Origin of the sequence: uncultured Tessaracoccus sp., assembly GCF_947286155.1 — a bacterium.
In the GTDB taxonomy this organism is placed as follows: Bacteria; Actinomycetota; Actinomycetes; order Propionibacteriales; family Propionibacteriaceae; genus Arachnia.
Genome location: NZ_CAMYPD010000019.1, coordinates 24,080 through 50,955, shown reverse-complemented (window position 1 = coordinate 50,955; position 26,876 = coordinate 24,080). Strand labels below are relative to the sequence as shown.

General features: G+C 66.4%; 19 protein-coding genes. 6 read left to right on the top strand and 13 right to left on the bottom strand.

Annotated features, from left to right (window positions below):
• The 13 genes from Q0X68_RS06570 to Q0X68_RS06510 all read right to left on the bottom strand — a co-directional run.
• Nucleotides 1-2,031: WGR domain-containing protein (locus tag Q0X68_RS06570; RefSeq protein WP_297749259.1), on the bottom strand; the 2,031-nt coding region annotated here is incomplete at its 3' end.
• Between the two features lie 35 nt (nt 2,032-2,066).
• Entirely contained in the window at nt 2,067-3,989 is a 1,923-nt protein-coding gene (locus Q0X68_RS06565; RefSeq protein ID WP_297749256.1) for a hypothetical protein, read from the bottom strand.
• A complete protein-coding gene (locus Q0X68_RS06560; protein WP_297749252.1) occupies nt 3,986-5,080 on the bottom strand; it encodes a VWA domain-containing protein in 1,095 nt (364 codons plus the stop codon). The genes Q0X68_RS06565 and Q0X68_RS06560 overlap by 4 nt, the downstream gene beginning before the upstream one ends.
• Nucleotides 5,077-7,332 carry a DUF5682 family protein gene (locus Q0X68_RS06555; RefSeq protein ID WP_297749250.1) on the bottom strand — a complete coding sequence of 752 codons (2,256 nt, stop codon included), beginning with the start codon at nt 7,330-7,332 and terminating at the stop codon, nt 5,077-5,079. Before Q0X68_RS06555 ends, Q0X68_RS06560 begins: the two co-directional genes overlap by 4 nt.
• Before the next feature lie 203 nt (nt 7,333-7,535).
• Nucleotides 7,536-10,241, bottom strand: a complete 2,706-nt coding sequence (locus Q0X68_RS06550; RefSeq protein ID WP_297749247.1) for a DUF4132 domain-containing protein — start codon at nt 10,239-10,241, stop codon at nt 7,536-7,538.
• A gap of 145 nt (nt 10,242-10,386) precedes the next feature.
• Nucleotides 10,387-11,472 (bottom strand): AAA family ATPase, encoded by a 1,086-nt coding sequence (locus tag Q0X68_RS06545; RefSeq protein ID WP_297749244.1) that lies wholly within the window; start codon nt 11,470-11,472, stop codon nt 10,387-10,389.
• Between the two features lie 62 nt (nt 11,473-11,534).
• Complete coding sequence (mptB, locus tag Q0X68_RS06540; protein WP_297749241.1) at nt 11,535-13,031, bottom strand: polyprenol phosphomannose-dependent alpha 1,6 mannosyltransferase MptB; 1,497 nt, start codon at nt 13,029-13,031, stop codon at nt 11,535-11,537.
• Nucleotides 13,031-13,345, bottom strand: a complete 315-nt coding sequence (locus tag Q0X68_RS06535) for a 4Fe-4S binding protein (RefSeq protein WP_297749238.1) — start codon at nt 13,343-13,345, stop codon at nt 13,031-13,033. The genes mptB and Q0X68_RS06535 overlap by 1 nt, the downstream gene beginning before the upstream one ends.
• Entirely contained in the window at nt 13,342-13,848 is a 507-nt protein-coding gene (locus Q0X68_RS06530; protein WP_297749235.1) for an NADH-quinone oxidoreductase subunit C, read from the bottom strand. Before Q0X68_RS06530 ends, Q0X68_RS06535 begins: the two co-directional genes overlap by 4 nt.
• Nucleotides 13,841-14,230 carry a proton-conducting membrane transporter gene (locus Q0X68_RS06525; RefSeq protein ID WP_366127893.1) on the bottom strand — a complete coding sequence of 130 codons (390 nt, stop codon included), beginning with the start codon at nt 14,228-14,230 and terminating at the stop codon, nt 13,841-13,843. Before Q0X68_RS06525 ends, Q0X68_RS06530 begins: the two co-directional genes overlap by 8 nt.
• A 60-nt stretch (nt 14,231-14,290) precedes the next feature.
• Nucleotides 14,291-17,641 (bottom strand): hypothetical protein, encoded by a 3,351-nt coding sequence (locus tag Q0X68_RS06520; RefSeq protein WP_297749230.1) that lies wholly within the window; start codon nt 17,639-17,641, stop codon nt 14,291-14,293.
• A 94-nt stretch (nt 17,642-17,735) separates the two neighbouring features.
• Nucleotides 17,736-19,013 carry an MFS transporter gene (locus tag Q0X68_RS06515; RefSeq protein WP_297749228.1) on the bottom strand — a complete coding sequence of 426 codons (1,278 nt, stop codon included), beginning with the start codon at nt 19,011-19,013 and terminating at the stop codon, nt 17,736-17,738.
• The gene (locus tag Q0X68_RS06510) at nt 19,010-19,432 is read right to left on the bottom strand and encodes a MarR family winged helix-turn-helix transcriptional regulator (RefSeq protein WP_297749226.1); all 423 of its coding nucleotides are present in this window, start codon (nt 19,430-19,432) and stop codon (nt 19,010-19,012) included. Before Q0X68_RS06510 ends, Q0X68_RS06515 begins: the two co-directional genes overlap by 4 nt.
• A 708-nt stretch (nt 19,433-20,140) precedes the next feature.
• Here Q0X68_RS06510 and Q0X68_RS06505 point away from each other — a divergent pair.
• The 6 genes from Q0X68_RS06505 to Q0X68_RS06480 all read left to right on the top strand — a co-directional run bounded on the left by Q0X68_RS06505 (nt 20,141) and on the right by Q0X68_RS06480 (nt 26,861).
• A complete protein-coding gene (locus Q0X68_RS06505; RefSeq protein ID WP_297749224.1) occupies nt 20,141-20,911 on the top strand; it encodes a hypothetical protein in 771 nt (256 codons plus the stop codon).
• On the top strand, nt 20,895-21,914 hold the full coding sequence (locus tag Q0X68_RS06500; RefSeq protein WP_297749222.1) for a hypothetical protein: 1,020 nt from the start codon (nt 20,895-20,897) through the stop codon (nt 21,912-21,914). Before Q0X68_RS06505 ends, Q0X68_RS06500 begins: the two co-directional genes overlap by 17 nt.
• Before the next feature lie 2 nt (nt 21,915-21,916).
• The gene (locus Q0X68_RS06495) at nt 21,917-22,618 is read left to right on the top strand and encodes an ABC transporter ATP-binding protein (RefSeq protein WP_297749220.1); all 702 of its coding nucleotides are present in this window, start codon (nt 21,917-21,919) and stop codon (nt 22,616-22,618) included.
• Nucleotides 22,619-22,738: 120 nt separating this feature from the next.
• On the top strand, nt 22,739-24,592 hold the full coding sequence (locus Q0X68_RS06490; RefSeq protein ID WP_297749217.1) for a 2-oxoacid:acceptor oxidoreductase subunit alpha: 1,854 nt from the start codon (nt 22,739-22,741) through the stop codon (nt 24,590-24,592).
• A complete protein-coding gene (locus Q0X68_RS06485) occupies nt 24,589-25,632 on the top strand; it encodes a 2-oxoacid:ferredoxin oxidoreductase subunit beta (protein WP_297749214.1) in 1,044 nt (347 codons plus the stop codon). The genes Q0X68_RS06490 and Q0X68_RS06485 overlap by 4 nt, the downstream gene beginning before the upstream one ends.
• On the top strand, nt 25,629-26,861 hold the full coding sequence (locus Q0X68_RS06480) for a hypothetical protein (RefSeq protein ID WP_297749211.1): 1,233 nt from the start codon (nt 25,629-25,631) through the stop codon (nt 26,859-26,861). The genes Q0X68_RS06485 and Q0X68_RS06480 overlap by 4 nt, the downstream gene beginning before the upstream one ends.
• Nucleotides 26,862-26,876 lie beyond the last annotated feature (15 nt).

Sequence of the window (26,876 nt, the reverse complement as noted above, 5' to 3'; positions counted from 1 at the left end):
GCCACCGTCGGGGATGATGCGATCTTCCAGCTGGTCGCGGGTGAAACCCATCTGCTCCGCGATCTCGTTCATCGCTTCGCCGGCGCGCTTCTTGATGGCGGCGAATTTCACCTTGGCTGCGATACCTGCGATCTGCTGCAGTGCCACGTCGGTGCCGACGTTGCGCAGCGCATCCAGCCCGGTGACCGCCCGCTTGTGCTGCGACACACCTGGCCATTCGCGGATCATCGGCGTCAGGTGGTGCACGAACCGCTCGTCGCCGACGCACCCCGCACCCGTCATGAGCCACTTGTCCTTCGACGGGGCCCCGATCGCCAGCCACAGGTCCAGCAAAGCGACGGCGAAGGCGTCGCGGTGGCGCACGGATGCGTGCTCCCGCAGTGCTACCAAGAGCGGCTGGTCACTGTCGTCGGCCTGCATCGCTCCGATGACAAACCGGGCCTCTTCCTCGCCCAGCTTTGCGCCGTCGACGACGATCGGGGGCAGCCCCGCAACGTTCAGGTACTTGGGAAGCCGCTTCGACATGGTCACGTTCTCCACCGCGTCCTGCCACCATGGGGTCGACGGGTCGAACGCGCTCAAGGAGGATTCCTCGAGCACTTCCTGAGCCACGTGGCGCACACCGCCGGAGGCCTCTTCGACGATGCGTTGCAGTTGTTCAGTGGGCAGGGGACGCAGCAGTCGAGCGATGCCGGCGGCCTGCGGCACGCTGAGGTCGGCTGCGAGTACTTGCTCGAGGTGGGCCTCCAGCCAGGCCTCAGCTGCAGCGGCGTGCCGAGTGTTGGCGATCTCGAGGAACAGCGGCACCGCGGCAGGCCCGTGCAGCCTGGACGTGAGGAACCGCAGGGTGGCGTGTGCGTCGTCCTTGCCATACTCGTCGAGGTCTGAGGCGAGCTTCGAGAACCCGAGCGGCCCGACGTTGATCACCCAAGCGAGGGCTTGATACTGGTCGTTGCCATAGCGGGCTCCCAGGCGTTTGGCGTGCCGGAGGCGCTCCTCGGGCGTGGCATACAGCAACGGGAACATGGCGGTATCGGTGTACAGCCCGCCCAGCGCGCCGTCTGGCAGCTCGTCGAGGCTGGCTCGGATTTCGTCTTCCCGCCCGCCGAGGAGCCGCGCGAAGAACATCCGCAATCCGATGGGGTGATACGACTGACGCTGCGGGGAGACGAGCGGCCCTCGCAGCGCGTCGGCAAGCTCCTGCTTCTCTGCTTCGGGGATGAAGTTCCAGATTGCACGCAGCGCCAGCACCCGCATGGTGAGCGTCTCGTCACCATCTCGCCTTGGCGCGCCGGGCGGGCCATTCACGCCTTCGTTGAGCTTCTGCGCGTGCGCAAGCAGGGGCTGCTTGCCCAAGGCCTGATCGAGGATGAGGCACAGCCCCTCGGGGGGTTCCATGTACGACTTCTGCCACTGATCCGCGTCCTTACCCAACGCTGCCGTGTCGAAGAAGAACTCAGACCACCACTTGGCGCACTCGGCGCTGGGGTAACCGTCGAAGGGCTCGCCCGACAGTGCCCAGTAGCTGGCGTACTTGTTTGGGTCTTGCACCCACTCGCATATCTGCTCGGCGCGAGCGGCGGCTTCGTCGGGGCTGAAGGGCGACGTGTCTTGCAGCTGCTCGAGATCAGCCGACAGGTCCCAGCTGCGCTCCCACCAGAACAGCTCCAGGCCGAGGTCTGCTGCATCGCCTGCCGGAGCTACGGGGGCTGCCGGGGCCTGGGCGCTCTCTGCGGGCTCCGGCGCGTTGCGCTTGGCGGCTGGCTTCGGCGCCGACGTGTCCGTGACATTCTCCGACGGCGTGAGCCAGCCCTCGATGGGATCCTCCTCGTCGACGTATCCCTTCTTCAGCTTCGCGGCCACCTGCTTCTCCGCGTCGGCAAGGGCCTTCTCTTCGGAGGGATAGGCCTTGGTCTTCGTCGTGCCGGCGGTGCCACGTCGCCCGTAGACCACCGTGACCTGCTCCCCCACCTGATCGATGTACCAGAACTTGTCCGAGGTACCTTCAGTGCATATCAGACGTCGCTGCATGCCAAAAGCCTACGGCAGGGGTGGTGCAGCTGCGGTCACACCAGCGTCCGCCCGAACGCGCTCGCCAGGAGCAGCCGACGAAGTGCCTGCGCGTCGTGACGCTCGGCGAGGCCGGCGATGAGCGACGATCCGACGTCGCGGGCGCGGCGGGTGAACTCGTCGAAGGTTCGAGGGTCTCGCTCCAGTCTGTCGAGGCCTGCGAGCAGGGCGATGCCCAACAGCTCGTCCAACGCCGAAAGGAGCGCGGCGGGGCTGGTCAGCGGGCGCTTCGTCGCATCGGAGGTTGGCACGTTCCAGCCGGGCACCGCCTCGGCGATCTGCGGCTGCAAGCTCCGGTTGCCGGCGCTCACGAGCGTCGGTTCCACGGTTACGCCCCCGCCGCCCCACCGCCACACGCCGGCGACGAAGCACTCGTCGAGCACGTCGGCGCCCACCACGTCGCACCACGCCGCGAGTGCGGAGGCACCATCGGAACCGGCCCCGGCGGTGGGAAGCTGCAAGCGCGCGAGGGCGCCGTCGCAGTCCTCCAGCGAAGCGACGAATGCGGCGGTGACGGGATCGAACCCGAAGTCGACGATCCGGGTGCACCGCACCACGGCGAGCCCGGTGCCCGCTGCGCGGTCGTCGAGGATGGCCGGCAGCCTCGTCTGCTGCTCGGCCACGGCGGCCAGCGAATCAGCCAGGTACGGCGGGGACAACTCCCCCAGCGCGGGTGCGGGCATGGGCGTCGCGCGGCGGCGGCCGGGCAGAAAGTTGCCCCACCCGTCGCGTCTACCGCCTTGCACGAGCACTTGCCCGCCGCCCCAATGCGCAAGCGAGACGCTGCCGACCAGCCGCCGGGCAAGCTCCGCCGGGCTGGACGCATCATCCTCGACGCGTTTCCTCACCCGCATGGGTGCCCCACTCCGGGCATCGACGACGTGCGCGATCACCTCACGCCAGCCAGCGCCCTCCGTCACTTGGCAGCCGAGGCCTATGAGTTTGGCGCGCGACACCTCCACCTCACGGGCGGCGGAGCCCGCGACGAGCCGGTCGGGGATGCGCTCCTCAAAGCCGCTTCGGAGGCTTTCGGCCCGCGCCAGCAGCTCACCGAGCAGCCTGACGAGCCTCGTCGGATCAAACTGCACGCTGCGCGACGCGTGGCGTTCCTGTTCGTGCACCAGCTCGTCGACGAGGGCCGCCAGGTGAGGCATCTCCGTCTGTTGCAGCTGCGCACCGAGCCGCTGCCAACCGGCCCGCAGCGCGCTCCCGCCAGCCTCGACGCCCACCTGGAGCAGGGTGTCGATCTGCGCGACGATGCGCGTCAGCAGGGCTTCGTCGGGCTTCCACCCGTCGCCTGGGAGCTGACGCAGCCCGGTCTCACCGAAGGGCGCACCCCGCGCGGCTTTGACGGCGAGCGCGACGTGGATGCATGGGTCGGGGTCGGCGCAGGTGCAGCGCACGTAGCGGAGATCGGCGCCCGCCAGGAAACGCACGGTCACCGCCACGGGGTGATGCAGGCGCACCACCGCGATGTCGTTAGTCACGCCCACCTGCGCGAGGAGCCCGTCGGCCACCAGCCCCCGCGCCTGCGTCTGGATGCGCCCGAGCGCTGCGGCCAGGGCCTCGTCGGTGATGCTGCCGGGGTCGAACGGAGCCGCGGGTTCCGTCTTGGGCGGATGGGGTTGTTCGTCGAGGTTTTGCGCGTACGCCCAGCGCTGATAGGCCAGCACCGCGCGCACGAGGTGCCTGCACTCAGCACCCGCCAGGCAGGTGCACGGCCAGTCGCCGAACGGCTTGTTGGCCAACAGCTCGCAGCGGGTTCCGTCGTCGGCCGTCACAACGACGGTGCCGTCATCGCGCGCCTCGACGGTGCCGTCGAACCCATCCAGCTCTTTGAGCGCGCGGCGGACCGTGCCCTTGTTAGTGAGATCCACCAGCACGTTCTCGGTGAGCTGGAGCAGGTCGTCGCGGATCATCGCATGGCCTCCCCTACCCAGGCTGCGAGCTCGAACGGCGTCATCACGCCCACGTGCGCGCCGAGCTCCGCAAGCTCCCGGCCGAGCGCCATGTCGTACGACGCCGTGCCGGACGCATCGAGCGCGCCGAGGATGAGCACCCGCGCGCCCTCGCTGACGAGCCTGCGCACGGCTGCCTTGAGCTGGAACACGGAACCGCCCTCGTACAGGTCGGTCACGACCACCACCATCGCCCGCCGCGGGGTGTCGACGAGCTGCTCGGCGTAGCGCACGGCTCGGTGAATGTCGGTGCCGCCGCCCAGCTGCACCTGCATCAGCGTCTCGACGGGGTCGATCACTTCGTTGCTGAGATCCACCACCTCGGTATCAAACGCGAGGAGGTGGCTGCGCAGCGCCGGTATGCCGTGGAAGATCGACGCCGTCACCGCCGAGTGGATCACGGAGTCCAGCATGGAGCCCGACTGGTCGACCGCGATGATGATCTGCCAGCGCTCCGAATGGCGCTTCGTGCGCGACACGAACACCGGGTCGGCGATGACGAGTTTGCCGAGCTCCGGCGACCACCGTTTGAGGTTGGCGCGGATCGTCGCCACCGGATCAAAGTTGGTGGCCACCTTGTGTCGGCTTCGACGATGCGGCTCCAGGCGGCCCGTCACCGCGCGGCGCACGTCGGTGGCGAAGAGCTCGACGAGTTGCTGCACCACCTTGCGCACAATCTGTTTCGCTGCGGCGAGCACTTCCTGGTTCATGAGGTGCTTCGTCGAGAGCACCGCCTTCAGCAGGGTCTCGGAGGGCTCGATGCGCTCCAACACCTCCGGGTCGGTCACCAGCTCGCTCAGCCCGTAGCGCTCCAGCGCGTCGGTCTGGATGCGTTCCTGCACCGCCCGCGGGAACAGCTCGCTGATTTCGTTGATCCAGGTGGGCACTGTGAGCTGCGACGGCCCGTCGCCGCCCAGGAGGTCCACGGTCTCCCTGTCGTAGAGGAAGTCCAGCGACGCCGCGCGGCGGGCGTCGACCCCCGACAGCTCGCCGAGTTTCTCGGATCCGTCCCCCAGGATGAGCCGCCAACGGACGGCGCGTGCGTCGCTCACCAGACCTCCTCTCCCAAGAAGCCGCGGACGTGGCCAAGCAGTGCTTGCTCGAAGCTGGCCACCGCCATCACGTCGTCGAAGGAGCCCTCGAAGCGCCGCAGCACGTCGTGGCCTTGCTCGCCCAGCAGCTGATTGGCGATCTGGGCGCGCTCGCGTGGCGGGTACGCGGAGAAGGCACGACGCAGCCCCGGTAGCGCCGCGAGGAAATCGTCGTCGTCGAAGCTCGTCACCGCCGCGTCGAGAGCACTCACGAATTCGTTCCTGCGCGTGGCCGCTTCTCTCGCCACCGTGAGCAGCCCAAACACAAAGTCGCCCAGCTCCGCAGGGTTCGGCAGCAGCGTGATCGACGTGGCGAGGGCCTCGTCATCCTCCCCATCGAGTAGCCACTGGGCGCCGGTGCCGGCGCCACGCAGCGCCGCGGCCTGGTCTGGCGAGTCGCTGATGTGATGCAACGCTCGTCGCCATGCTGCGCGCGCCAACGGCAAGTCCTGGCAGCGTTCGATGACGTCAACGCCGCTGCGGATGGCCGCTACGACGGGGTCCGTCGACGGCGCGTCGGGGAGCGCCCCGATACGTTCCACAAGCATGGCGAGACGTTCGAAGGCGACGGTGATGAGCGCACCGAGGTCGGCTCGTCCGGTGGTCTGCCACAGTGCGTCGTAGCGGTAGAGGCGCAACAGTGAACGCAGTGCGTCGCCAAGTCCGCCGATGTTGCCGGTGGTGGCGAACAGGGTCTCGGTGCGGGCCTGGAGGGCAGTGCCGAGGTCGTGCACCCCACACAGTGCCGCGCGGAGCATGAGTTCAGCGGCGGCGCGGGGATCGTCGACGATGTCCACGGCGTCGGCGAGTAACCGCGTCGTCACGGCCTCGTCGCGGGTGCCGCCATACCTGGAGGCTTGGACGAGCGAGCTCTCGTATTCGGGGGTCCACCACAGCCGCCAGTGCTCCACGCCGTCGGCATCCGCGCTGCGCACCAGGGCGCCGACGCGCACATCCAGTGCCACGAGGCTGTGAAGCAGTCTGGAACCGCGAAGACCGTCGTCGCTCGTGAGGTCGACCTTCGCGATGCGCTCCTTCGGGTGAGGAGTGAGCCCCAGAGCCTCCAAGTCGGCGACGAGTTCCACCACCAGCGGCGGGCGACGCGTGCCGGGCGCGAGCTGACCCACCCGGTTGCCGCGCAGAATCTCGTGCACCCTCGCGACGAGCGGGTGGGCGGCGCCGTCGTCGTCCTTCACCAGTGCGCTGATGACTCCGTCGACGAGATCGGTGCGCCACACCTCACCGTGCCCGCGGAGCGCGGCGAGCGCCTGCGCGGTGGTGGAGACGGCAATGAGGTCGGCGACGGAGATCCGCTGCTTGGAGTCGCGGAGCCCCTCGGCAATGCCTTTCAGCAGCCGCTCGGCGGTTCCCGTGCGCCCGGCGCATCGGTCGGCGTACAGCGCTTCGTAGAATCCGGGGTTGCGTTGGCCGGCGTCGTAGCCGGTGAGCGCGTCGAGGGCGGCGTAGGACGTCGGGGTGAGCGCGACGCCGTAGCGTTCGTCGTCGGGCGATTCCCAGCGGGCAACGGGCTCGAACCCGGCGGTCAGGCAGTGCCGCAGCCCCGAGATATGCGCTGCGCCGCACACGACGAGCACCGTCCCCGACGTGCGTTCCCCGGCCTCGCGGATGCGGGAGGCCATGTAGCGCTCGCGCTGGCGGTTCTCGTCGCTGTCGCTTCGTAACATCTCCCCGAGGCGTTCGATCCGGGCGCGGTAGTCGTCCATGCCGAGCGCGGGATCGAGCTCCAGAAGTTCGTCGATCAGGGCATCGACGTCGTCGACGCCCACTTCACGAAGCAGTGATTCCAGCGCCGATTCCTGCAGTTCAGCGGGTTCCGCCAAGAGGTTCGCCGCGTTGGCATGCTCGGCGCGCGCGCCCCAGGGTAAATCGATGAACTCCAGCGCGATACCCCGCTCCTGCGCGGCGCGCACGGCCGCCCACTCAGGCGCGTAGGCGCTGAACGGGTAGAACGCCCCGCGACGATCGGACCACTGCTCGCTGCCCGGTTCCGCGTGCGGGTGCATCGGCGCCCAGGTGTAGATCATCACGGGGAGCTTGTGCGGCAGCGCGAGCTCCTCCAGGTAGTCGTTGTATTCGCTCGGTCCTTCGACGAGCACCGCCTGGACGTCGTCGGCGCGGATTCGCTCAGCGACGAGCCTCGCCCCTGCTGGCGAGTGGTGCCGAATCCCGAAGAACTCAACCTGATCGGCCACGGTCAACCCGGCAGCGCATCCTGCGCCTCGGGCGACGGCCGCTGCAACTGCTTTGTCATGGATGTCCCTCCTGGACGCCCAGCCTAGCCGGGTCAAGTGGTCAGACGCAGTCGTCGAGGTGCCTTCGTTTCTCAGCCTCTCAGCCGGCAAGGCAGATGACACATGATCCGCTCAGTTGCCGCACAGGTTACACCGGCCCTGCATCAGCCCTTGATCGCGTTGATCGTGGCCAGCACTTCGCTCACGACGGCACGCGGCGCCTGAGCCCACGGAACGTGCTGCACGTGCCCCAGGATGGCGACGGTCTCCGGGGACAAGCTGCGGCCGGGCATGGCTCCCATCCCGAGCGCCTTCGGGTCGATCGCACCTCGCAGCAGATACACCGACGAAATCCGCTGCGGGAACTGCGCTGTCACCGGCCCCATGCCGAGCCCCGGGGTGAGCTGGATCACCGCCGTCACGTCGCCTTGCGGGAAGTAGCGCCCCATGAGGTGGTAGACGCCTCCGTCCAGCACCTTGCCGGGCTCCCAACGGTGTTTCTCCCGCGCCCCGACAACATAGCCCGCATCTACCGAGTCTGGCCGGAGGCCGTGCAGCTCGAGATCTTCGCCCTGGCTGGCAGGCAGCTCGAACCAGGGACGGGACAGTTGCGGGAATGATTCCACCAGCTCGTAATCGGCCTGCACCCGACTCCAGCGGGCACGTTCGTCGTCGGAGAGCTCTGCGGGATGCACGATGTACAGCTCGCGTCCGGCAAGACTGATCGGCGCGTCGTCGGCGTCGACGAGGATGCCTTCCTCATCGAGGCGGCCGAGCCCGACGCGGGTAGCGCCGTCGAGCACTCCCCACACCACCGCCTGCAGCAGGACGCGGAAGATCGGCTTCGGCGCCAGATGGTGCTGGAACTCCTCTGCACACCACCTCCTGCCGACAAGCATCGCCTGCTCCAGCCTTGTCCGCTGCAACTTCGCGCTGCCGGTGAGCGTCTTCTTCAGCTCCTTGAACTCGGCCCGGGCCTGGTTAGCGAGCCGACTGTCGTCGGAGCCGGTCACCGGCGGCAGCGTCGTGCGCGTCTTGCCGGTAGGACGCCCGTCGTTGTCCAGCTTCCGCACGGCGATGGTGCCCTTGGGGGTGAGGGCTGCGCGGAACCGGCGCGTGCCGTAGCTGAACTCCCGCGTCCCCCGGGCGTCGAGGCCGATGTCTGCGACGCTGCGGTCCTCGAGCTGGTCTCGCGTGAGGCCCAGCTCGCTGGCGACATCCTCGATGAGCTCGCCTGCCGCCTTCTTGATCATGGCGGTCTTCATCGTGCTAGCGACGGTCATGAGTGCCTTCAGCGCCGCATCAGAGCCGACGTCGCGAATCGCTTTGAGGGTGTCCACGGCACGGTTGTACTGGGACCGTTCGCGCCAGTAGTTCACCAACGGTTCGATTCTGCGCACGAACCCATCGCCGCCCACACAGCCCGCGCCCCACATGAGCCAAGTCTCATATGCACGAGTCCCCCGGGCGAGCCACGTCTCCAACAGTTGGATCGCGAAGCGGTCCCTGAGTTCTTCCGGCACGTGCTCCCGTATCGCTATCACCAGCGGATCGTTACGACGCCACCGCTGCAACAGTGCCAGCAGCAGCTGCAGTTCAGGCTCCGCGAGGCGCTGGCGCTCGTTGACAACGAAGGTCGGCAACATCGCGGCGAGGCGACGTTGCACAGCCGCTGGCTCCGTTCCCTGCGCGGCCTCGGCCCACCACGGAGTCTGGGGGTCAAACGGCTCGAACTCACGCTCAGCGAGCACCTCCTCAATCACGGCGCGTACACCGTCGGAGGTGTCCTTGACGACGCTCTTCAGTTCACGGGTGGAGACGGGTCGCAGCACGACCGACAGCGGCGCCGCGTCCTGGGCGGAGAGCTTCGCGGCGTAGATGAGCGGACGGTTGGCCTGCAGCCACTCCAGTGCCTTTTGAGCGTAGGAGCTGTCGAGGAGCCTCGTGAAACCCAGCACTGCGCCCGGGCCGTGCAGGCGAGCGGTGAGGAGCTCCATCTCCAAGGTGGCGGCGTGCTTGACGGTGTTGCCCTTGATCTGCTCGGCGAGTAGCTCGAATCCAGGCGAACCTGTGTTCTGCAGCCAGGCCAACGCCACGTCGGGATGGATCAGGCTCACACCCAGCCGCCGCGCCTCACGCACCCGCTCCTCAGGTGTCGACGCGAACAAGCTGAGGCCGGGCTCGTCGTAGACCCACTTGCGGGTGAACCAGCCGTCCTCGAGCGCATCGATGGCCTTGCGTGTGTCGTCGGCATGGGTGCCAAGGAGCGCGGAGAGATAGGGCAGTTGCCGCCACTCCACTTGAGTGAGCTGCCCATGAAACCACCACCGGGCGTCGACAACGCTGGCCAGCTCAGCGCGTTGTGCCTCGTCCACGTGCGGCCAGAGCGCACGAAGGCCAAGCCAGTTGAACCTCGATGAGTGCGTATGCACACAGCTGCCGCCTGCACACCACTGGGACTGCGTCATGCAGTTCTCGAACGTTGCGATCAGCTCGGGCAGCGTGTCCCCGCCTGTCAACACGTCCAGCATCACTGCCAACGGACCGGGTAGCACCACGTAATCCGCGGGCAAGTCCAAGCCGGTGTTGTCCGGGTCCTTGAGGTACTGCAGCCACCAGGCCGCACGTTCACGACTGGGCACGCCCTCGAACGGCGATTCCTCGAAGATCCAACGCCCGAACAGGAGGCCGTTTTTGCGGCAATAGACATACCTGGCGATCCGCTGCGCCCGCTCCCGCTCCGAATCGGGGTCGAAGGGCCGATCATCGACCGCGTCTACGATTGCTCTGGTGAAGTCGGTGCCCTGTTCGTGCCAGAACACCTCAAGGCCCAGGTCCTGCGGTTCAAGGTGGTGGGGAGTCTGCTGCATGCGCCCCATGCTAGGGCCCAGGCGAGTCATCGGCGCCGGAGCGCGCGTTGCGAGGCCCTTTCGGCCAGCCTTGGGGCCCGAGAACGCCGGCCCAGGCCGGCTGCTGGTGCCGGATACGGCAAGGGCTCAACCTGGTCGGCCGCGGTCAATCCAGCAGTTCGCGATGCGCCCACGCCTGGGCGCGAATCGGGTCCTTCGCCCCCTGCATGCGTCGCTCGTAGTAGCCACGCAGCCGCGAGCGATCCTCGAGGTCATCCTTCAACGCAGACCCGGCGAGTGCTGACGTGAGTTCCTTGCCTCCAGGTGTGCCGTCGCCGAACCAGGCCGATTCCAAGCCTGCGGCGAGCCCCGTCGACACCGCCTCTGCCGTCGACATCGCGCTGCTCAGTCGCTCGACGCCCTGGTCGCCCGCGCGCCCTGAACGCAGCTCTCGAAACACCTCGACGATGACCCTCGTCAGGTCGCGCGGCAACCGGGCGGGGACTCCGGCCTCCGCGAGCAGCGCGTCGGTCTCGCGCTGCACGAGCGCGGCCTCGACATCGGCGTCGGGGATGGGGCCGATGGTCTCGAAGTTGAACCGTCGCTTCAACGCTGCGGACATTTCGTTGACGCCGCGGTCGCGGGTGTTGGCGGTGGCGATGACGTTGAAACCGCGTAAGGCGTGCACGGTGCGGGCGTCACCGTCGAACTCGGGGATGGTGAGGACGCGGTCGGAGAGAATCGACAGCAGCGCATCTTGCACCTCGGGCGCGCAACGCGTGATCTCCTCAAAGCGCACCACCTTGCCCTCAGTCATGCCACGGTGGATGGGGGCGGGCACCAGGGCGCGCTGCGTCGGCCCCTCTGCCAGGAGCAGCGCGTAGTTCCACGAGTATTTGATGGCGTCCTCCGTGGTGGCGGCCGAGCCTTGCACGGTCAGCGACGTGTCGCCCGAAACCGCCGCCGCCAACAGCTCGCTGAGCAGCGACTTCGCCGTGCCCGGCTCACCGACGAGCATCAGGCCCCGGTTCGTCGCCAGGGCCACCACGCAGCGCTCCACCAGTGCCCTGGAACCGACGAATTTCGGCGAGATCTCTGCGCCGTCGCCGAGCACAAACTCCACGACGGCAGGAGCCGACAGGCGCCAGCCCTCTGGCGCAACCCTGCCCAGATCCGCATCCCGTGCTGCGAGCGTCGCTAATTCATCAGCGAAACGCACTTCGGCTGGCAGGCGTTGTATGCGTGCGGCCATGATGGCTCCTTTCTCGATGACGCAACGAGCCTAGCTTCGCTGGCGTGCATCCGAGTGCCGCGTCACTGTTCCTCGACCGCCGCGTCACGTTGCCGGTCTCCCCGCCTGGGCAGGCTCAGTTCGTGGGTGTAGAGGCCCCACGCGATCACCGCTACGAGCACGAGCATGACGGGCCAGGGGCCGTTGCGCATGCCGAAATTCAGGGCGCTAAACGTCAGCAACCCGGCGGTGACAAGCATCGCAACACGCATGAGGCGTTGCGGTGGGCGGCTCATCGGCAGCAGCACCGCGCCCCACAGGAAGTACCAGGAGTGCATCGCGGGCACCCACAGCGCGAACCACAGCAGCGACCACGACACGAAGCGCAGCGGCTGGGTGCCGAGGTATTTCACCGCGAACACCACCATGCCGACGGCGATGATCACGTATCCGAGCTGACGGACGATCTCGAAGGCCACCGCACCTGCCGCCGCGTGCCCCGTCGCGGCGAAGAGGTATTCCACGCCTCTACCCAGCAGTACGACGATGGCCACCGTGTCCACCTGGCCGGGCACGTCGGAGGAATGCAGCCAGCCGAATCCCAGCCTCGTTGCGAAGGTGATGGCGCAAAACGTCAGTACGCCGATGCCGAGCGACAGCAGCGAACGCCCCAGCGCCATCATGAGAGGCTTCGCTTTGAACGATGTCCATGGACGCACGAGAAATGGCAGCGCCACCGTGGCGATGATGGCTGGCTGCTTGATCGAGGCCCCCACGCCGACGGCCACTGCGCCGACGAGCACCGCGAACCAGCGATCCCGGAAGCGGAGCGTGAGCCAGATGCCGAGCACCATGAAGCCCGTCATGAGCGCGTCGTTGTGTGCGCCGCCGACGAAGTCGATGAGCAGCAGCGGGTTCAGTGTCACGAACCAGCTGGCGAAGCCTCGGTCGAGTTTGAGGAGCCCGGCGATGCGTGGCACGGCGAAACCGATGAGCGCGACGCCGACGATGGCGGGGATGCGGTGCAGGAGCGCGGCTTTCAGTGGGTCGAAGCCGCCGAGTAACATCAGCCCTTGCGAGATGCGCAGCGACAGCGGCCCGTACGGTGCAGGCGTGTCGCGCCACACCCACGCCACCTGGTCGGCGACGTACCCCGGCAGCGCGCCCGGGCCCACTTGGTACGGGTCCAGGCCGTTGTGGAGCAGCCATCCGTGCGCGACGTAGGAGTACACGTCGTGGGAGAACACGGGCGGCGCGAGGAGCAGCGGGGCGCAGGCGATCACGAGCACAGCCCAGTTGCGCAGCGGGGAGCGCTCTCGAGCGTGGCGGTCGCTCGGGCGAAGGCGGAACCAGGCGACGAACATGAGCGCCAGGCCGAGCATCACCAGTACCGTGCCGAGCCAGCGCAGCACTTCGACGCCCTGTGATGTGTGCGGCAGCACGCTCCAGAACGGAGACGCCTGCGGCAGGTATGCGGGGCTGAGCGAACCGAGCAGGATGCACAGCGAGCCGGCGAAGGCGCCCCACACTGCGCGCGAGCCCGCAGCCAGCTGCAGATCGCGGAGCCTTCTCGCAACCATCAGACGTCCTCAGGCGCGAGCGCAGCTTTGCCGTGCACGAGATCGTCGAGCCGATTCGTCGGTATGACGCGGCTGTCGCTCCACTCCAGCGCATCCGTCGGGCACTGTTCGATGCATACGCCGCAGAACATGCACAGCGACCAGTCGATCGAGAACGTGTCGAGCACGTTGTGGGTGCGTGGCCGCGCCCCGGGGGCAGGCACCGTCTGTTCTTGGTGCGAGGTGAGGCGGATGCACCAGGTCGGGCACTCGCGCGCGCAGATCATGCACGAGGTACACAGGGATTCTCGAAGCTGGATGGAGCCGTGGGTCATCGACGAACCCGCACTCTCGTTCCCGTCGCGCTGAGCGCAACGTCTTCCGCCGTCGCGGCAGGATTCTCAGCGACCGCGGGGTCCGGCACGCCGACCGGCAGCAGCGAGCGTCGGCTCGGGGATGCACTGCCTGGTTCCAGTGCGCCCGGCCACGACGTCTCGCCACGCTCGGGCAGGAGGAACTCTTTGCGCAGCGGATGGCCTTCGCCGTGGTGGATAAGCGGGGCGTTGTCGGCGCCGTCGAAGGTGATGCCAAACATGTCATGCACTTGTCGCTGCAACCAGCCTGCGCCAGGCAGCAGATCATCGATACGCGGCGCGGTGGGCTCGTCGCGGCTCGTGGAGTGCGAACATTCGCGGCGCTCACCGTCGCTCGGGCGCTCCAGCATGGCCACGACGCGGAACCCGCCGTCGCGGCCCAGCTCGTCGACGGCGGTGAGGAACAGGAGGAAGGTGAACCCATCGTCGATCGCGTGTTGCACCGATTCCCGGAACTCAGCCACGTCGCACCTCCTCGATGACTTCGGCAAACGCCTCGGGTGGAGGCGGGCAGCCGGCGACGAAGTGGTCGACGTCGACGAGGCCGCCGGCCCCCTTCTCCACCGCATAGGAATCCCAGTACGGACCACCGATGCAGGCGCAGGCACCGAACGCCACCACCGTCGGGCGCGACGGCAGCGCGTCGATAGCGGCTTGCGCGGCGGGAGTCATGGCGTGCGTCAGCGTGCCTGACAGCGTGAGCACCACGTTCGCGTCGGCGGGGAGTTCGTCGACGGGCACCCGCGGCCGGGCAGCGAGTGCGGCCTGTGACTCGAGGGCGCAGCAGGCGAGCGCGAGGTCGACGACGTACACCGAGCCGTCGGAGCACCAGTCCACTGCCTGCAACATGGCAGACAGTGTACTGACACCGTGGGCTTCACCACTCGCACCCGCCTGGCGACGACGTCAGGCGAAACGCACCTGGCGACCCAGCGTGCCGCGAAGGCGCTCCGGGTCGGGCTTTACCGATCTCGCCCACTCGAGACGCTCCGCGAGGCCGAGGCGTTCACTCGCCTCCTGGTTCGTGGGATCGGCCATGAACTCCTCGATCGCGGCGATAGAGCGTTCAAGGAGAACACGTTGGTTATCAGCGGCGGACTGCAGACGCTCGGCGTACCACGCGGATGCGAGTACCGACTCCCTCGTGAACATCCCACGGAACTCCGGCGAGTCCAGCGTCATCCCTTCGTACTCCCCGTACGCCATGATGCCCAGCAGCGCCTTGATCGGCGGCACCGCGTACTCGACGGTGCCGTCGTCGAAGTAACTCTGCCCCACTCGCTGGTGCGTGGTGACGATGGTCTCCACCGACGACGCGTACTGCGCTGCATCCTGTTCTTCCGGGTGCAGCATGTCGTCGGAGAACACCACGTGCGGGTGCAGGAAGATGCGCCCGAAGTACTTCGTGGTGAACTTCTGCGTGATGCGGTAGCCCAGACGGCTGGCCTCATACGTCTTGCCTTCGAACTCGAAGTCGGGCACCGGCTCGAGCGCCCCTTCGTCGATGAGGTGCTTCGCGTCGCGTTCCTCGGGGCTCATCCGTGAGAAGAGCTCGGGGATGAGCAGCGAGATGTCGTGGTCAACGCGCACGTTGGGGCCGACCACACCGGCCGACGACAACCAGCCGTCGTAGCCCGTGAGCACGAACGACAACAGCGCCGCGTTGAGGTCGTAGGTGGTGGGCAGTGCATTGAACGGCTTCTTCGTCATCGCGCCTTCGGAGCCCGCGCCGGTAGTGGAGGGCGATTTGCCCGTCATCGACGAGATGAACTCCATCATGAGCTCCGGCAGCTCCATGTAGTGCAGCGGCGCGTAGGCGCACAGGGCCGGGACACCGTCGGAGGCAGCGTTGTTGCGCCGCCCGGCGGCCACCACGTCGACGCTGTGCCTGAGCGGCTCGTCGTGGCGAAGCCCAAGCGCCATGCGCTCACCCAACTCAGCGAGTTGGGTGGCGCGCGCATTCGCGATGTCGGGACGCACCTGCAAGTAGCGCGGGTTCTTCGTCCGAGCACCGTTCACGATGCGTGGGTGCGCCGACGACACCACGTACGTGGCCTTGCTGTGGCCGGCCGCGAAGCGTTCGAGGCGACGCCGCATCGGCTTGGTGAACTGCGAGAAGCCCACCGCGTCTTGGGTGATCTCCTGCACTTCCTCGCGCGTGAGCGGCGCGAAGTTCGACAAGAAGGCGCCCTCCGCGATGTCCTTCTCAGTCTGCTTATCGTAGCCACGGTGGATGGCGTCGTCGGGGCGCTGGAAGAGCAGGCGCTCCGCGTTTTCGACGTATTTTCGGCTCAGCCCCTCGGCGATTCCGTGCTCGCCACCGGGCGCGACGATGGATGCGGTGATGTCGTCCTCGGTTTGCACCTTGGCTGCCGGGTGGAAGTCGTGGCGCAGCCCAAACAGCCGCCACGAATCGCCTTCCTCGTAGCCGACGCGCAACATGTTGACGCGAATCTTGTCGCCATCCAGGCGCAACGCGTGCCCGGTGCGGCCGTTCAGGCTCGGCACCGCGAAGTGGCTCGCCCAGTCGTCGCCCCACTCGGGCCGGTAGAAGCGTTTCACCACGAACACGAGTTCCTTGATGTGGTTCGGGATGCTGTCGAGCCAGGCGTTGTACTCGTCGGTGTAGTCCGCCGACGGGCTCAGCAGCTTGATGACCGACCCGACGCTGCGCTCGTCGGAGAGCAGCGGGCGAACGTCGTGCGTGGCTGGATCCTTGAAGCGGTCGGAAAAGTCGCGACCGACGATGTCGGCTACCTGGCGCATGTCCTCGTCGAAGTTCTCAACGTAGGCGTTGCCGACGATGAACGCGTCGGTGATGTCCTTCGAGATCTCTGATTTACCGCCGCCGGAGACCGTGGCCGGCTTGTGCGCCTCGGTGGCTACCGCGACGGTGCCGACGAGGGTCCACTGGCTGCCGTCGACTTCCAGGTGCAGCGGCTCGATCTGGTACCCGTCGGGCGTGATGTAGGTGTGGTCGCCCTTGAGCGGGAGCGTGTGCTGCCCTTGTGCGTTGCGCCACGTCACCGTGGAATCGCGCAGCGACAGCTCGGTGTTCGGCGGAATCAAGAGGAGCCGTTCGATGTCTGTCGCGACGGCATATCCCTCAGGCTGTACGTCCCAGCGCTCCGGATCGCGTTCGACCGCCTGCTCGAAGGTTTGGTTGGGGTTCTCGTCGGTGGTGAATGTCTGACCGAGGTTGTACCTGGGGTAGGTTCGGGCGCCGCCTGAGTGCTCCTCTTCGACGAGGCCGAGGAGGTTGCTGGCGTAGCTGATCTGCGCTTTGACCTCTTTCTTGCAGTAGCCGAAGTAGTTGTCGGCGATGACGGTGCAGATGACGCCCCGCTCGTCGCGCACGCACAGCTTGAACGCCGTGCCGCCGTTGTAGCGCTCCTCCGGGTCGCTCCAGCACTGGCCGTCTCGACGCTGGCGCTCGGTGGCGTCGTCGATGTGGGGCAGGCCGAGTTCCTTCTTGGTGAGGTGCGTGAGGTGTGGGGCCAAGATGACGGCGCCGGTGTGGCCGGTCCAAGTCTCCGGGTCGAGCGCGGCGTCATTGTCCGGCAGCAGCGGGTCGCCGGCGTTGCCGAAGATGCCCTCGACGAAATCAAGGTTGGCCATGAGCGTGCCGGGCGCGAAGAAACGGACCTCCATGGTGCGGCGCGGGGTGAAGCCAGGCACCGGAGGCACCACTACTGGGCGAAGGAGGAGCGACGCCCAGCAGTAGGCAGGCTCTTCTTCCTCCGCCGTGTACGGCAACAGCATCGCGTCCTTGGGCGGCTGCAGAGCTGCGGCGAAGATGCGGGCAGCCACCTCGCGCGGCACGGCAATCTTGTCGTCTTGGATGGGGAGACCACCTTCGGCGATGTGGAACACGCCCTTGGTGGTGCGACGGTCATTCGCAGGGTTGTGCAACACCCCGTTGGCGAGGCGGTAGCTGCTCAGCTGTTCGGAGTGGAACTCGTCGCTGTGGCGCGGGAGGGTGAGTTCGCGAGCCAACCCCGGCTGATCGAGTACGAAGGAGCGGCTGGGAAGCTTCTCATCCCAGTCGGTGCCCTCGAAGTAAGAGTCGAGGAACGCCTGAATGCGGTCGTCGACGGGAGGCATTGCGAAACTCAGCCGACGGTTCAGCTCGCGCTGGCGCTCGAGAATGGGGCTGACCAGAGCCGCTTCCTGCTCACGTCGTCCCTTGCGAGGCCTGTAATACCCCAACAGTCCAAGTCGAAGCTCAATTGCTGCAGTCGTCATGTCATTGGCCATGCATCCATTGTCACCCTCAAGGAAAACCAGCCAAAGGGCACCCCTCACTTCAGTCAGCGCTCCTGCTCGTTTCGCGAGCGGCGCGCGACGAACACTAGGGGCGCTTGCGGCGGCGTTTGCGCACGCGGCTGCGCACCGACTCGATGAAGTGCAGCGTCGACGGGTAATTCCTGGCACCCGACAACAACAGCCCGCCCACAACGAGCGCGGTGATACCGGTTGCCGCACCTCCCACAAACACCGACGCCCTCGCACCGAAGTAGTCGCCGATCCAGCCCACTAGCGGGGCTCCGATGGGCGTGCCGCCGAGGAAGATGGCCATGTAGAGCGCCATCACGCGCCCGCGCATCTCGGGTTCGGTGGTGAGCTGCACGCGGCTGTTGGCTGCGGTCATGACGGTGATGGACAGGAACCCCGTGGGCACCAGCAAGAGGGCGTAGAGCCAGTACCAGGGCGTGACGGTGAGCGCGCACATGGCCAGCGAGAACCCGAAGAGCGCACCGACCAGTAGGCGAAGCCTCGGGTAGCCGCGACGAGCTGCGAGCACCGCACCGGTGAGCGTGCCTGCAGCCATCATCGAGCCCAGTAGGCCGTACTCGCCCGCTCCGAGTCCGTAGGCTTCCGTCGCCATGAGTGCGTTCGTGATCTGAAAGTTCAGCCCGAAGGTGCCGAGCATGAACACCATGATGAAGATCTTCACCAGGTCGGAGCGTTTCAGCACGTAGGCGATGCCCTCCCGGATGGCGCCCTTCCCCTTGCGTGGCTTCGGCGGGTGGAGTTCGTCGACGCGCATGAGGGCGAGGGCGGTCACGGGAGCCACGAAGCTCACCGCGTTGATCCACAGCGCCGGCACCACTCCGAACGCGCCGATCAGCACGCCAGACACAGCCGGGCCGATGAGGCGTGCGCAGTTGAACTGCATCGAGTTCAACCCGACGGCGTTGGGCAGCAGGTGCTCCTCCACCATCTCGGAGACCATGGCCTGCCGTGCGGGAGAGTCGAACGCCTGCACCAAGCCGGTGAGCGCAGCCAGCACATAGATGTGCCACAGTTCGGCCACGCCAAAGGTGACGAGCAGCGTGGTACACAGCGCGGTGACGCCGAGCCCCACCTGCGTGAACTGCAGCATGCGCCGCTTCGACATGCGGTCTGCGAGCGCGCCGGCATACGGGGAGAAAATGGGAATGGACAAAAATTGCAGCCCGGCGACCAGGCCGAGCGCGGCCGCGTCGTTGTCCGTGAGGATGGTGAGCACCAGCCAGTCCTGGGCGATCACGCTCATCCAGCCCGCGATGTTGGAGATCAGCGACGCAATCCAGAACAGCCGGAAATTGTAGACTTTGAGCGATGTGAAGGTGGAGTGACGACTCACGCGATCACCCGCTGCAGGATGGCCGCCGCACGCTTGAGCACTTGGCGCTCGTCGCCACTCAGTGCGGTGAGGCGCTGCTCCATGAAGGAATCCCGGATGCCGGCGGTACGTCGAAGCTCAGCCCGCCCCTCGTGGGTGATGCACACGTTGCGACGACGACCGTCGTCCGGGTCTTTACTGCGCTCGATGAAGCCCAGCGCTTCGAGTCCGTCGAGGGTTTTCGTGATCGACGGAGCGCTCACCTGCTCCGCTTCAGCGAGTTCGCCGGGCGACTTCGGGCCACGATTGAGGTTCCACAGCACGGACAATTGGTGAGGTGGAATGGAGGAGCCAGATTCGAAGCGCACTTTGTGGCTCACGAGCTGACACGCCAGACGTACCTCGTTGGCGAGCTTCGTCGTCGATTCCTTGCCACCCATGTTCTTTGCCCAATCTAATTAGCCACAACTAGTTAGCCGAGGTGAACTGTATCACCTCGGGCAAGAGTGTCAGGCTGAGTGGCCGGAGCCCCGAAAGCCAAGAACCAGCCGACGCCCTGCAGCTACCTCGCGCGGATGGAACCGAGCCCCTGTACAGTTCTTGGAGACTGGCGCGCCATCGGAGACCGCCGGCGAAACGATCATAAGGAAGTGGTTCACATATCCCCCACTGATGGACTAGTCAGGGAGGAATCCGAGGTTCCGGCGGCAAGGGCCCACAGCGGCAATGCTGCCCCGGCCGCAGTGACCAGATATTCCAAAGGCACCAGCTGGGCAGCAACCAACCACTATCTGGTGGTCGGCTGAACGGGGGAGTCTTTGGCTGATGGAATGATCCGGTCACGAAGTTCCGCTACTCGTTCGACTACATCCATCCACCAGCTTGCTGAACGGAGACGAGTAATGCACCGATGGTTCGACGGTGACGGCCGGTGGCTATGGACAGGCCTTTGTGCCTGTTTCGCCGCTTTGGCAGCGTTTCTCCCGCTGCAGACGGCAGACACCGTGGCCCTCAAGGTGCTCGAGTCATTCGGACATGACGGAGCCACCCTGTCTCAGGTGGTGGTGGCGCCCCCTTCCGAGATCGATCGTTCTCGTCTCACAACGGAACTGACGGACTTGGTGATCCGTCATGGCGGGGCTGTCGCCATGACTAAGGACCCCGAATCCGGGTTCGTCGTGGCACTCGATCCTGCCGGGATGTTCCATCCAGCATTCGCGGATTTGCAATCAGGACAAATACTCGTAAGCCCCGGCCTCGCGGCTGATGAAGGCTTCCTGGAGACAATGGACAAACGCGGCCACACTGTTGTCGGCACAATACCCTCAGACGCCGAGTTCATGGACGCTGCCCCGTTCCTCGTAGCCAAGGCTCGCCCAGAGTCATTCAGCGCTGGGTACTACCTGTTTGCAGCACCTCGGGGGCAGAACGTCGATGCTTTGGCCGACGACCTCGAACAGTTGTGGCAGGAGCACGGCCTCGACGTCGTACATGACGCACGAGACCCCGAGCCCTCGAGATGGGCGGCCCTCGGGACGCTGCACAACCCTTACACAGTCTTCGTCTTGGTCTCGCTCGGCGCATCGCTGATCGGGCTCATGTTCATCGCAGACTTCCCCTCCCAACAGACGAGAGATTCGCTGCGTATCGCCGCCTCATGCGGGGCGGCCAAGGGTCAGGCCCTGCTCCGGGTATTCGCACCATACGCATTCCGCGCCATCGCTGGCACAATCATGGGGTTCGTCACAGCTCTCTGGGCCGCCTTGGCCATCGGACAGCCGATCTTGGCTTCTGACCCACCATACCTGTTGCTGGAGATGGCCGCCGGGGCGCTGACAGCCCTTGCAGTGGCGCTACTCGTCGCGCTCATCACAGTGGCAGCCGCATTGAGGAGAGTTGGCCGTGAGATTCTTTGGTGACCTCCGGGCTGCCGGGCCATGGTTGCCGGTTGCCGCGGCCACCTTGGGCATAGTGTCGGCCGTCGGGCTGCTCTTTGCTCTCGAGGATGTCAGCCGGAGCCCGTGGGGGCAAGAGCCGTCCGACGTCACCCAAGTCATTCGACTCGGCGCTGTGCACACCGGCTCGAGCTTGGTCCACGAGTACCGCAGCGAAGCGGAGCTGGCTGCCTCACGACTCGACGATCCGGGAATGCATGTGCTGATGTCCGCCATCGCCGAGGATCCAAGGATGCGACTCTCCGTCGCTCCCGGCCGGCTGAACGGTCAAACGGACGGCGACGTTGACTTGGTCATTGCGAGCGCCACGGAGCCTGGCCCGGATGCTGTCACCGCCTACGGGGGCCACCTATTCCACGCGGGCGCTGTCCGTTTCTCCCCGGCATCGATCGATGAGCTCCTGCAACTTGGAGTCGCGCCCTCGGTGACCCCATCCGAATTGGTTCGCGGGTTCGTTTGCGAGCCCTGCTCACTGTCCGAGGTTCGCGAGTTAGCGCAACGTATGTCCGACGCAGAGACTTCCACGGGTACCGGGACCGCCTACTTTGCGCTTCCCGGAGACGGAGATCAGACCCAGGCGCAACGCATGCGGAACAGGGCCCAGACGCTGGAGCGATGGCACCTTGGACTCGCTGTATTCACAGCCCTGCTGTTCGCCGGTGGCATCGTGAGTCATGTCTGGCGCAGGCGCCGAGACGCCTACCGCATCGATCTTCTGGCCGGCGCTTCACTTCTGCACATCTGGGGACGTGCCCACGGCGTGCTGTTTCTGGGCGCAACGATGCCCGCTGGATTGATGCTCTTGGGGCTCCAACGGCTCACGTCGACCGACGACATGGCCAACCCCCTCTCGCTCGGCAGGTTCATGATCACGCTGATCCCGTTAGCGATCTTCCACGGCACTGCCAGCTGCTACTTAGCGATCCAAGCACGGCACCTGCAAGCGACCTTGGCGGAAAGGACTTGATGATGGATGGTACGGATCTGGTGCTCCAGGTGAGAGGCCTCCACCATGCGTTTCAGGATGGGCCCACCATCAGGCGGGTTCTGCACGATGTCTCAGTGCACGTCGGGGTAGGCGAGATGGTGGCGATCACCGGGCGATCCGGCAGCGGCAAGACCACGCTGCTGCACATCGCAACGGGCCTCCTCACGCCCGATAGGGGTGACGTCGAGGTGTGCGGCCACAGCCTGACCCCGACGTCCCGTGGCTCGATCGCGCACATTCGTCGAGAGCACATCGGCCTCTCCTCACCCCAGTTCGGCCTTCACCCCAAGGAGACCGTCGCAGCCAACGTCGAGTTGCCGTTGCTGTTCCAGCAGCCCCGCCGACCTACCGCAACTCGACGTGCCGCAGTCGCCGCTGCGCTCGAGCGCGTCGGTCAGACTGGCTTGGCTTCGCAACGGGCCGCAACGTTGTCGACAGGTCAGGCGCAGCGCGTGTCTCTTGCCCGGGCTATCGCCACGCGTCCAGCGCTCTTAGTCGTCGACGAGCCCACAGCAGCCCTCGATGAGGAGGCTGCTGCCGGGATCGTGGCGGTGCTCAAGTCCGTCGCCTCCGAAGGTACGGGCATCCTGGTTGCCACCCACGACATGCAAGTCAGCCGCGCCAGCCACCGAGTGCTGCGCCTCCGGGACGCCAGGTTGGAACCGTGCGCAGTCGGCCGTTGAACAGCGTCGGCGCTTGCCCCTGATCTGCTTCTCAGCTGAGCTGAGGCCACGCCACCCGTGCATTCCGGCATCCACGCAACTACACTGGCGAGGACGTCTACCCACTAGTTTCGAGGATTCGTGACCAAGCAACTCAACAGAGTCGTCATCCGCTTCGCCGGCGATTCCGGCGACGGCATGCAGCTGACCGGTGACCGCTTCACCGCAGAATCGGCTAGCTTCGGCAACGACATCGCCACACTCCCCAACTTCCCCGCCGAGATTCGCGCGCCGCAGGGCACACTGCCCGGGGTGTCGAGCTTCCAGCTCCACTTCGCCGATTTCGACATCGTCACCCCCGGCGACGTGCCGGACGTGCTCGTCGCGATGAACCCGGCCGCGCTCAAGGTGAACCTCAGCGACCTCCCCGCCGGCACGGTCATCATCGTCGATACGCACGACTTCACCGCGCGCAACCTCAAGAAGATCGGGTGGGATACGAACCCCCTCGAAAACGGCACGCTCAGCAATTACACCGTGCATGAGCTGGATCTCACGACGCTGGCGCAGGGCTCCGTCGAAGGCTTCGGCCTCACGCGCAAGGACGCGTCGCGGACGAAGAACATGTTTGCGCTCGGCCTGCTGAGCTGGATGTACTCGCGCCCCACCGAAGGCACGGAGCAGTTCCTCTCGTCGAAGTTCGCGAAGAAGCCTGACATTCGCGACGCCAACCTCGCCGCGTTCAGGGCCGGCTACGCGTACGGCGAGACCACCGAAGCGTTCGCGGTGCAGACCGTCGTCGATCCGGCCCCGATGCCGCAGGGCCGCTACCGGCAGGTCTCCGGCAACCTCGCCACGGCCTACGGCCTCATGACGGGTGCCCACAAGGCCGGCATGCAGCTCTTTTTGGGCTCGTACCCCATCACCCCTGCCTCCGACATCCTGCACGAACTCTCCCGCCGCAAGGACGTCGGCGTGATGACGTTCCAGGCGGAAGACGAGATCGCCGGCGTCGCGTCCGCGCTGGGCGCGAGTTTCGGCGGTGCGCTCGGCGTCACCACCACGTCGGGCCCCGGCGTCGCGCTGAAGTCGGAGACCATCAGCCTCGCCATCATGACCGAGCTCCCGTTGGTGATCGTCGACGTGCAGCGCGCCGGGCCGTCGACGGGTATGCCGACGAAAACCGAGCAGGCCGATCTGTTGCAGGCGCTCTACGGCCGCCACGGCGAGGCTCCGCTGCCGGTGCTCGCGGCGAAGTCGTCCACCGACTGCTTCGACACCGCGCTCGAGGCGTGCCGGATCGCCGTCACCTACCGCACGCCGGTCATCATGCTCTCCGACGGGTACCTCGCGAACGGTGCCGAGCCGTGGCGCATCCCCGACCTCGACGCGATCCCGGCCATCGAGCCCAACTTCGCCGACCGCGTGCACGACGACGATCCACACTTCATGCCGTACCGACGCGACCCCGAGACGCTCGCGCGCGAGTGGGCGAAGCCCGGCACACCAGGGCTGGAGCACCGCATCGGGGGCCTGGAGAAAGACCAGCTCTCCGGCAACGTCAGTTACGACCCGGACAACCACGATGCGATGGTGCGCACCAGAGCTGACAAGGTGGCCGGCATCGTGCGCGACATCCCCGACCTCCAGGTGGACGATCCAACCGAGGACTCGAAACTACTCGTGCTCGGCTGGGGGTCGACCTACGGGCCGATCACGGCTACGGCCAGGCGCATGCGTAAGAACGGCCACAAGATCGCGACGGCGCACCTACGCCACCTGAACCCCATGCCTGCCAATGTCGGCGACGTGCTGCGTCGTTACGAGCACGTCATCGTCCCGGAGATGAACATGGGCCAGCTCGCGCACGTGCTTCGGGCGAGGTACCTCGTCGATGTCGAGAGCTACTCGCGCGTGCGCGGGCTGCCGCTGTCCATTGCGGAGCTGGAGGAAGATTTCGTACAAGCAGTGCAGGCATTGGAGGAGCAGCGATGAGCGGTCTTGCAGGCGTTCCACTGGCCATCGAGCCCTTGCAGCGCAAGAAGATGGTGAGCGATCAAGAGGTGCGCTGGTGCCCAGGCTGCGGCGACTACGCAATTCTGTCTACGTTCCAGCAGATGGCGGCGGGGCTCGGCATCCGGCGCGAGAACATCGTCATGATCTCGGGCATCGGCTGTTCGTCGCGTCTGCCATACTACGTCGACTCGTACGGCATGCACTCCATCCACGGGCGCGCGCCCGCCATCGCGACGGGGCTCGCCGCCACGCGCGAAGACCTCAGTATCTGGGTCATCACCGGCGACGGCGACGCGCTCTCCATCGGCGGCAACCACCTCATCCACGCGCTGCGCCGCAACGTGAACATCAACATCTTGCTGTTCAACAACCGCATCTACGGGCTCACGAAGGGGCAGTACTCCCCCACCTCCGAGCTCGGCAAGGTGACGAAGTCAACCCCGTACGGTTCGCTCGACGAACCGTTCAACCCACTGTCCGTGGCGTTGGGCGCGGAGGCGACGTTCGTGGCTCGCGCCGTCGACTCCGATCGCGCCGGGCTCACGGAGGTGATGGAGCGCGCGGCCCAGCACCGCGGCGCATCCTTCATCGAGATCTTCCAGAACTGCCCCATCTTCAACGACGGCGCATTCGATGCCATCAAGGGGCCTGAGGCCGTCGAGACCCTCATCCCGCTGCGTCACGGCGAGCCCATCACGTTCGGCAAGGACGGGCACAAGGCGGTGGTCCGCGACGAGTACGGTGCGCTCAGCGTCGTCCAGACCGCCGACGTGGACCCGTCGGCCATCGTGGTGCACGACGAGACGCGCGACGACCCAACGTACGCGTTCGCGCTGTCCAGGCTCACTCAGCCAGGTGTGCTTGATCAGGCCCCGATCGGGGTGCTGCGTTGCGTGGATCGCCCCACCTACGACGATCTCGCGCGCGAGCAAATCACCGCTGTCGCGTCACCTGACCGGGCTGCTGCGCTAGCCTCAGTCATCGCAGGACCTGACACGTGGGAGGCTCGGACACAATGAATCAATGGCGGCCGTCTGCGCCACCTCCACCGGGTGGCTGGCAGCCGCCAGATTCCGGGCGCGCACGCGCGCCAGAACCTCGCCCCTCCGCTGCGCGGCCTGACGCGTCGCAGGAGCAGGACCCGGAGGCGATCCAGTCCATCTTGATGCGCGCTCGCGACCAGTCGCGCTACGAGGCGCCTGTCATCGAGGAGGAGCGCTCGCGCGGCCCCTTCCCCTGGAAGATGGTCGTCGCAGTGTTCACGGTCGTGGTCGTGCTCGCCGTCGCGGCCGGCACGTTCTATGCCCTCGTGCTGCGCAAGCCCACCGTCGATGAGCGCACCATCGTGAAGCCTTCCGGCAGCGAGTCTGCGGGGACTATCCGCACTCCGCAGGCGGCCGTCTCCGAGTATCTCCATGCGCTCGCCGACGGCGATATCGACAAGGCCTTATCCCTCGGGAAGCGCGGGGGCGACGAGACCAGCACGATGGTGCTGCTCTCCCGCAAGGCGCACCAGGCGATGCGCGAGAAAGCGCCTATCGATGACATCAAGATCCTGACCACCGACAAGAAGGCGTCGGACGTGGAGGTGAGCTACACACTCGCCGGGCAGCCTGTGCACACAAGTATCCCCGTGGTGCTCGACGACCGCGGGAGTTACGAGCTGGAGCGCACCACCGTTACCGTCGTGATCGAGCTCGTGCAGGCCGAGTCACTGCCGCTGAAAGTGAACGGCGTCGAGGTGCCCAAGATGCAGCCCATCGAGGTGGTGCCCGGCGTGTACAACCTTTCGACGGAATTGCCGTTCATTCAATACCCCTCTGACAACAGCTTCACCATTGGCTCGCTACAGTTCGCGGAGGAGACGCTGCTGCCGGCAACGCCGGCCTTCACGAACGCCGGTAACGACGCGTTCCGTTCAGCGTTGGAGCGTTCTCTCGAGCAGTGCGTGGAGATGCAAGCTCCCAGCTCGAAAGGGTGCCCGCAAGGGGTTCGTCCAGCGAAACCCATCAAGCCAGGCTCGATCCGGTGGAGCCTCGTCGGCAATCCTTTGGTAGGGGTGCAGCCCAGCCTCAGCACCGACGATCTGTCCATCGGTGTGGCCACGCTGGATATGACCTTCAACCTGGAGTTCGAGTACGCCGACGGTTCCAACCCAGGCACCCAGGAGCTCAAGGTCACTGCCCGCGCATCGGCGAACATGCTCGCTGAGAACCCCGATGAGGTCATCATCACCTGGAACAAGTAAGTAGCCGCACGCCGA

Excerpts from the sequence above, each read along its gene's own strand:
- Q0X68_RS06550 (WP_297749247.1), bottom strand. The coding sequence starts at position 10,241 with ATGCAGCAGACTCCCCACCACCTTGAACCGCAGGACCTGGGCCTTGAG.
- mptB (WP_297749241.1), bottom strand. The coding sequence starts at position 13,031 with ATGGTTGCGAGAAGGCTCCGCGATCTGCAGCTGGCTGCGGGCTCGCGC.
- Q0X68_RS06535 (WP_297749238.1), bottom strand. The coding sequence starts at position 13,345 with ATGACCCACGGCTCCATCCAGCTTCGAGAATCCCTGTGTACCTCGTGC.
- Q0X68_RS06485 (WP_297749214.1), top strand. The coding sequence starts at position 24,589 with ATGAGCGGTCTTGCAGGCGTTCCACTGGCCATCGAGCCCTTGCAGCGC.
- Q0X68_RS06505 (WP_297749224.1), top strand. The coding sequence starts at position 20,141 with ATGACTAAGGACCCCGAATCCGGGTTCGTCGTGGCACTCGATCCTGCC.
- Q0X68_RS06545 (WP_297749244.1), bottom strand. The coding sequence starts at position 11,472 with ATGGCCGCACGCATACAACGCCTGCCAGCCGAAGTGCGTTTCGCTGAT.
- Q0X68_RS06565 (WP_297749256.1), bottom strand. The coding sequence starts at position 3,989 with ATGATCCGCGACGACCTGCTCCAGCTCACCGAGAACGTGCTGGTGGAT.
- Q0X68_RS06495 (WP_297749220.1), top strand. The coding sequence starts at position 21,917 with ATGGATGGTACGGATCTGGTGCTCCAGGTGAGAGGCCTCCACCATGCG.
- Q0X68_RS06520 (WP_297749230.1), bottom strand. The coding sequence starts at position 17,641 with ATGGCCAATGACATGACGACTGCAGCAATTGAGCTTCGACTTGGACTG.
- Q0X68_RS06480 (WP_297749211.1), top strand. The coding sequence starts at position 25,629 with ATGAATCAATGGCGGCCGTCTGCGCCACCTCCACCGGGTGGCTGGCAG.
- Q0X68_RS06510 (WP_297749226.1), bottom strand. The coding sequence starts at position 19,432 with ATGGGTGGCAAGGAATCGACGACGAAGCTCGCCAACGAGGTACGTCTG.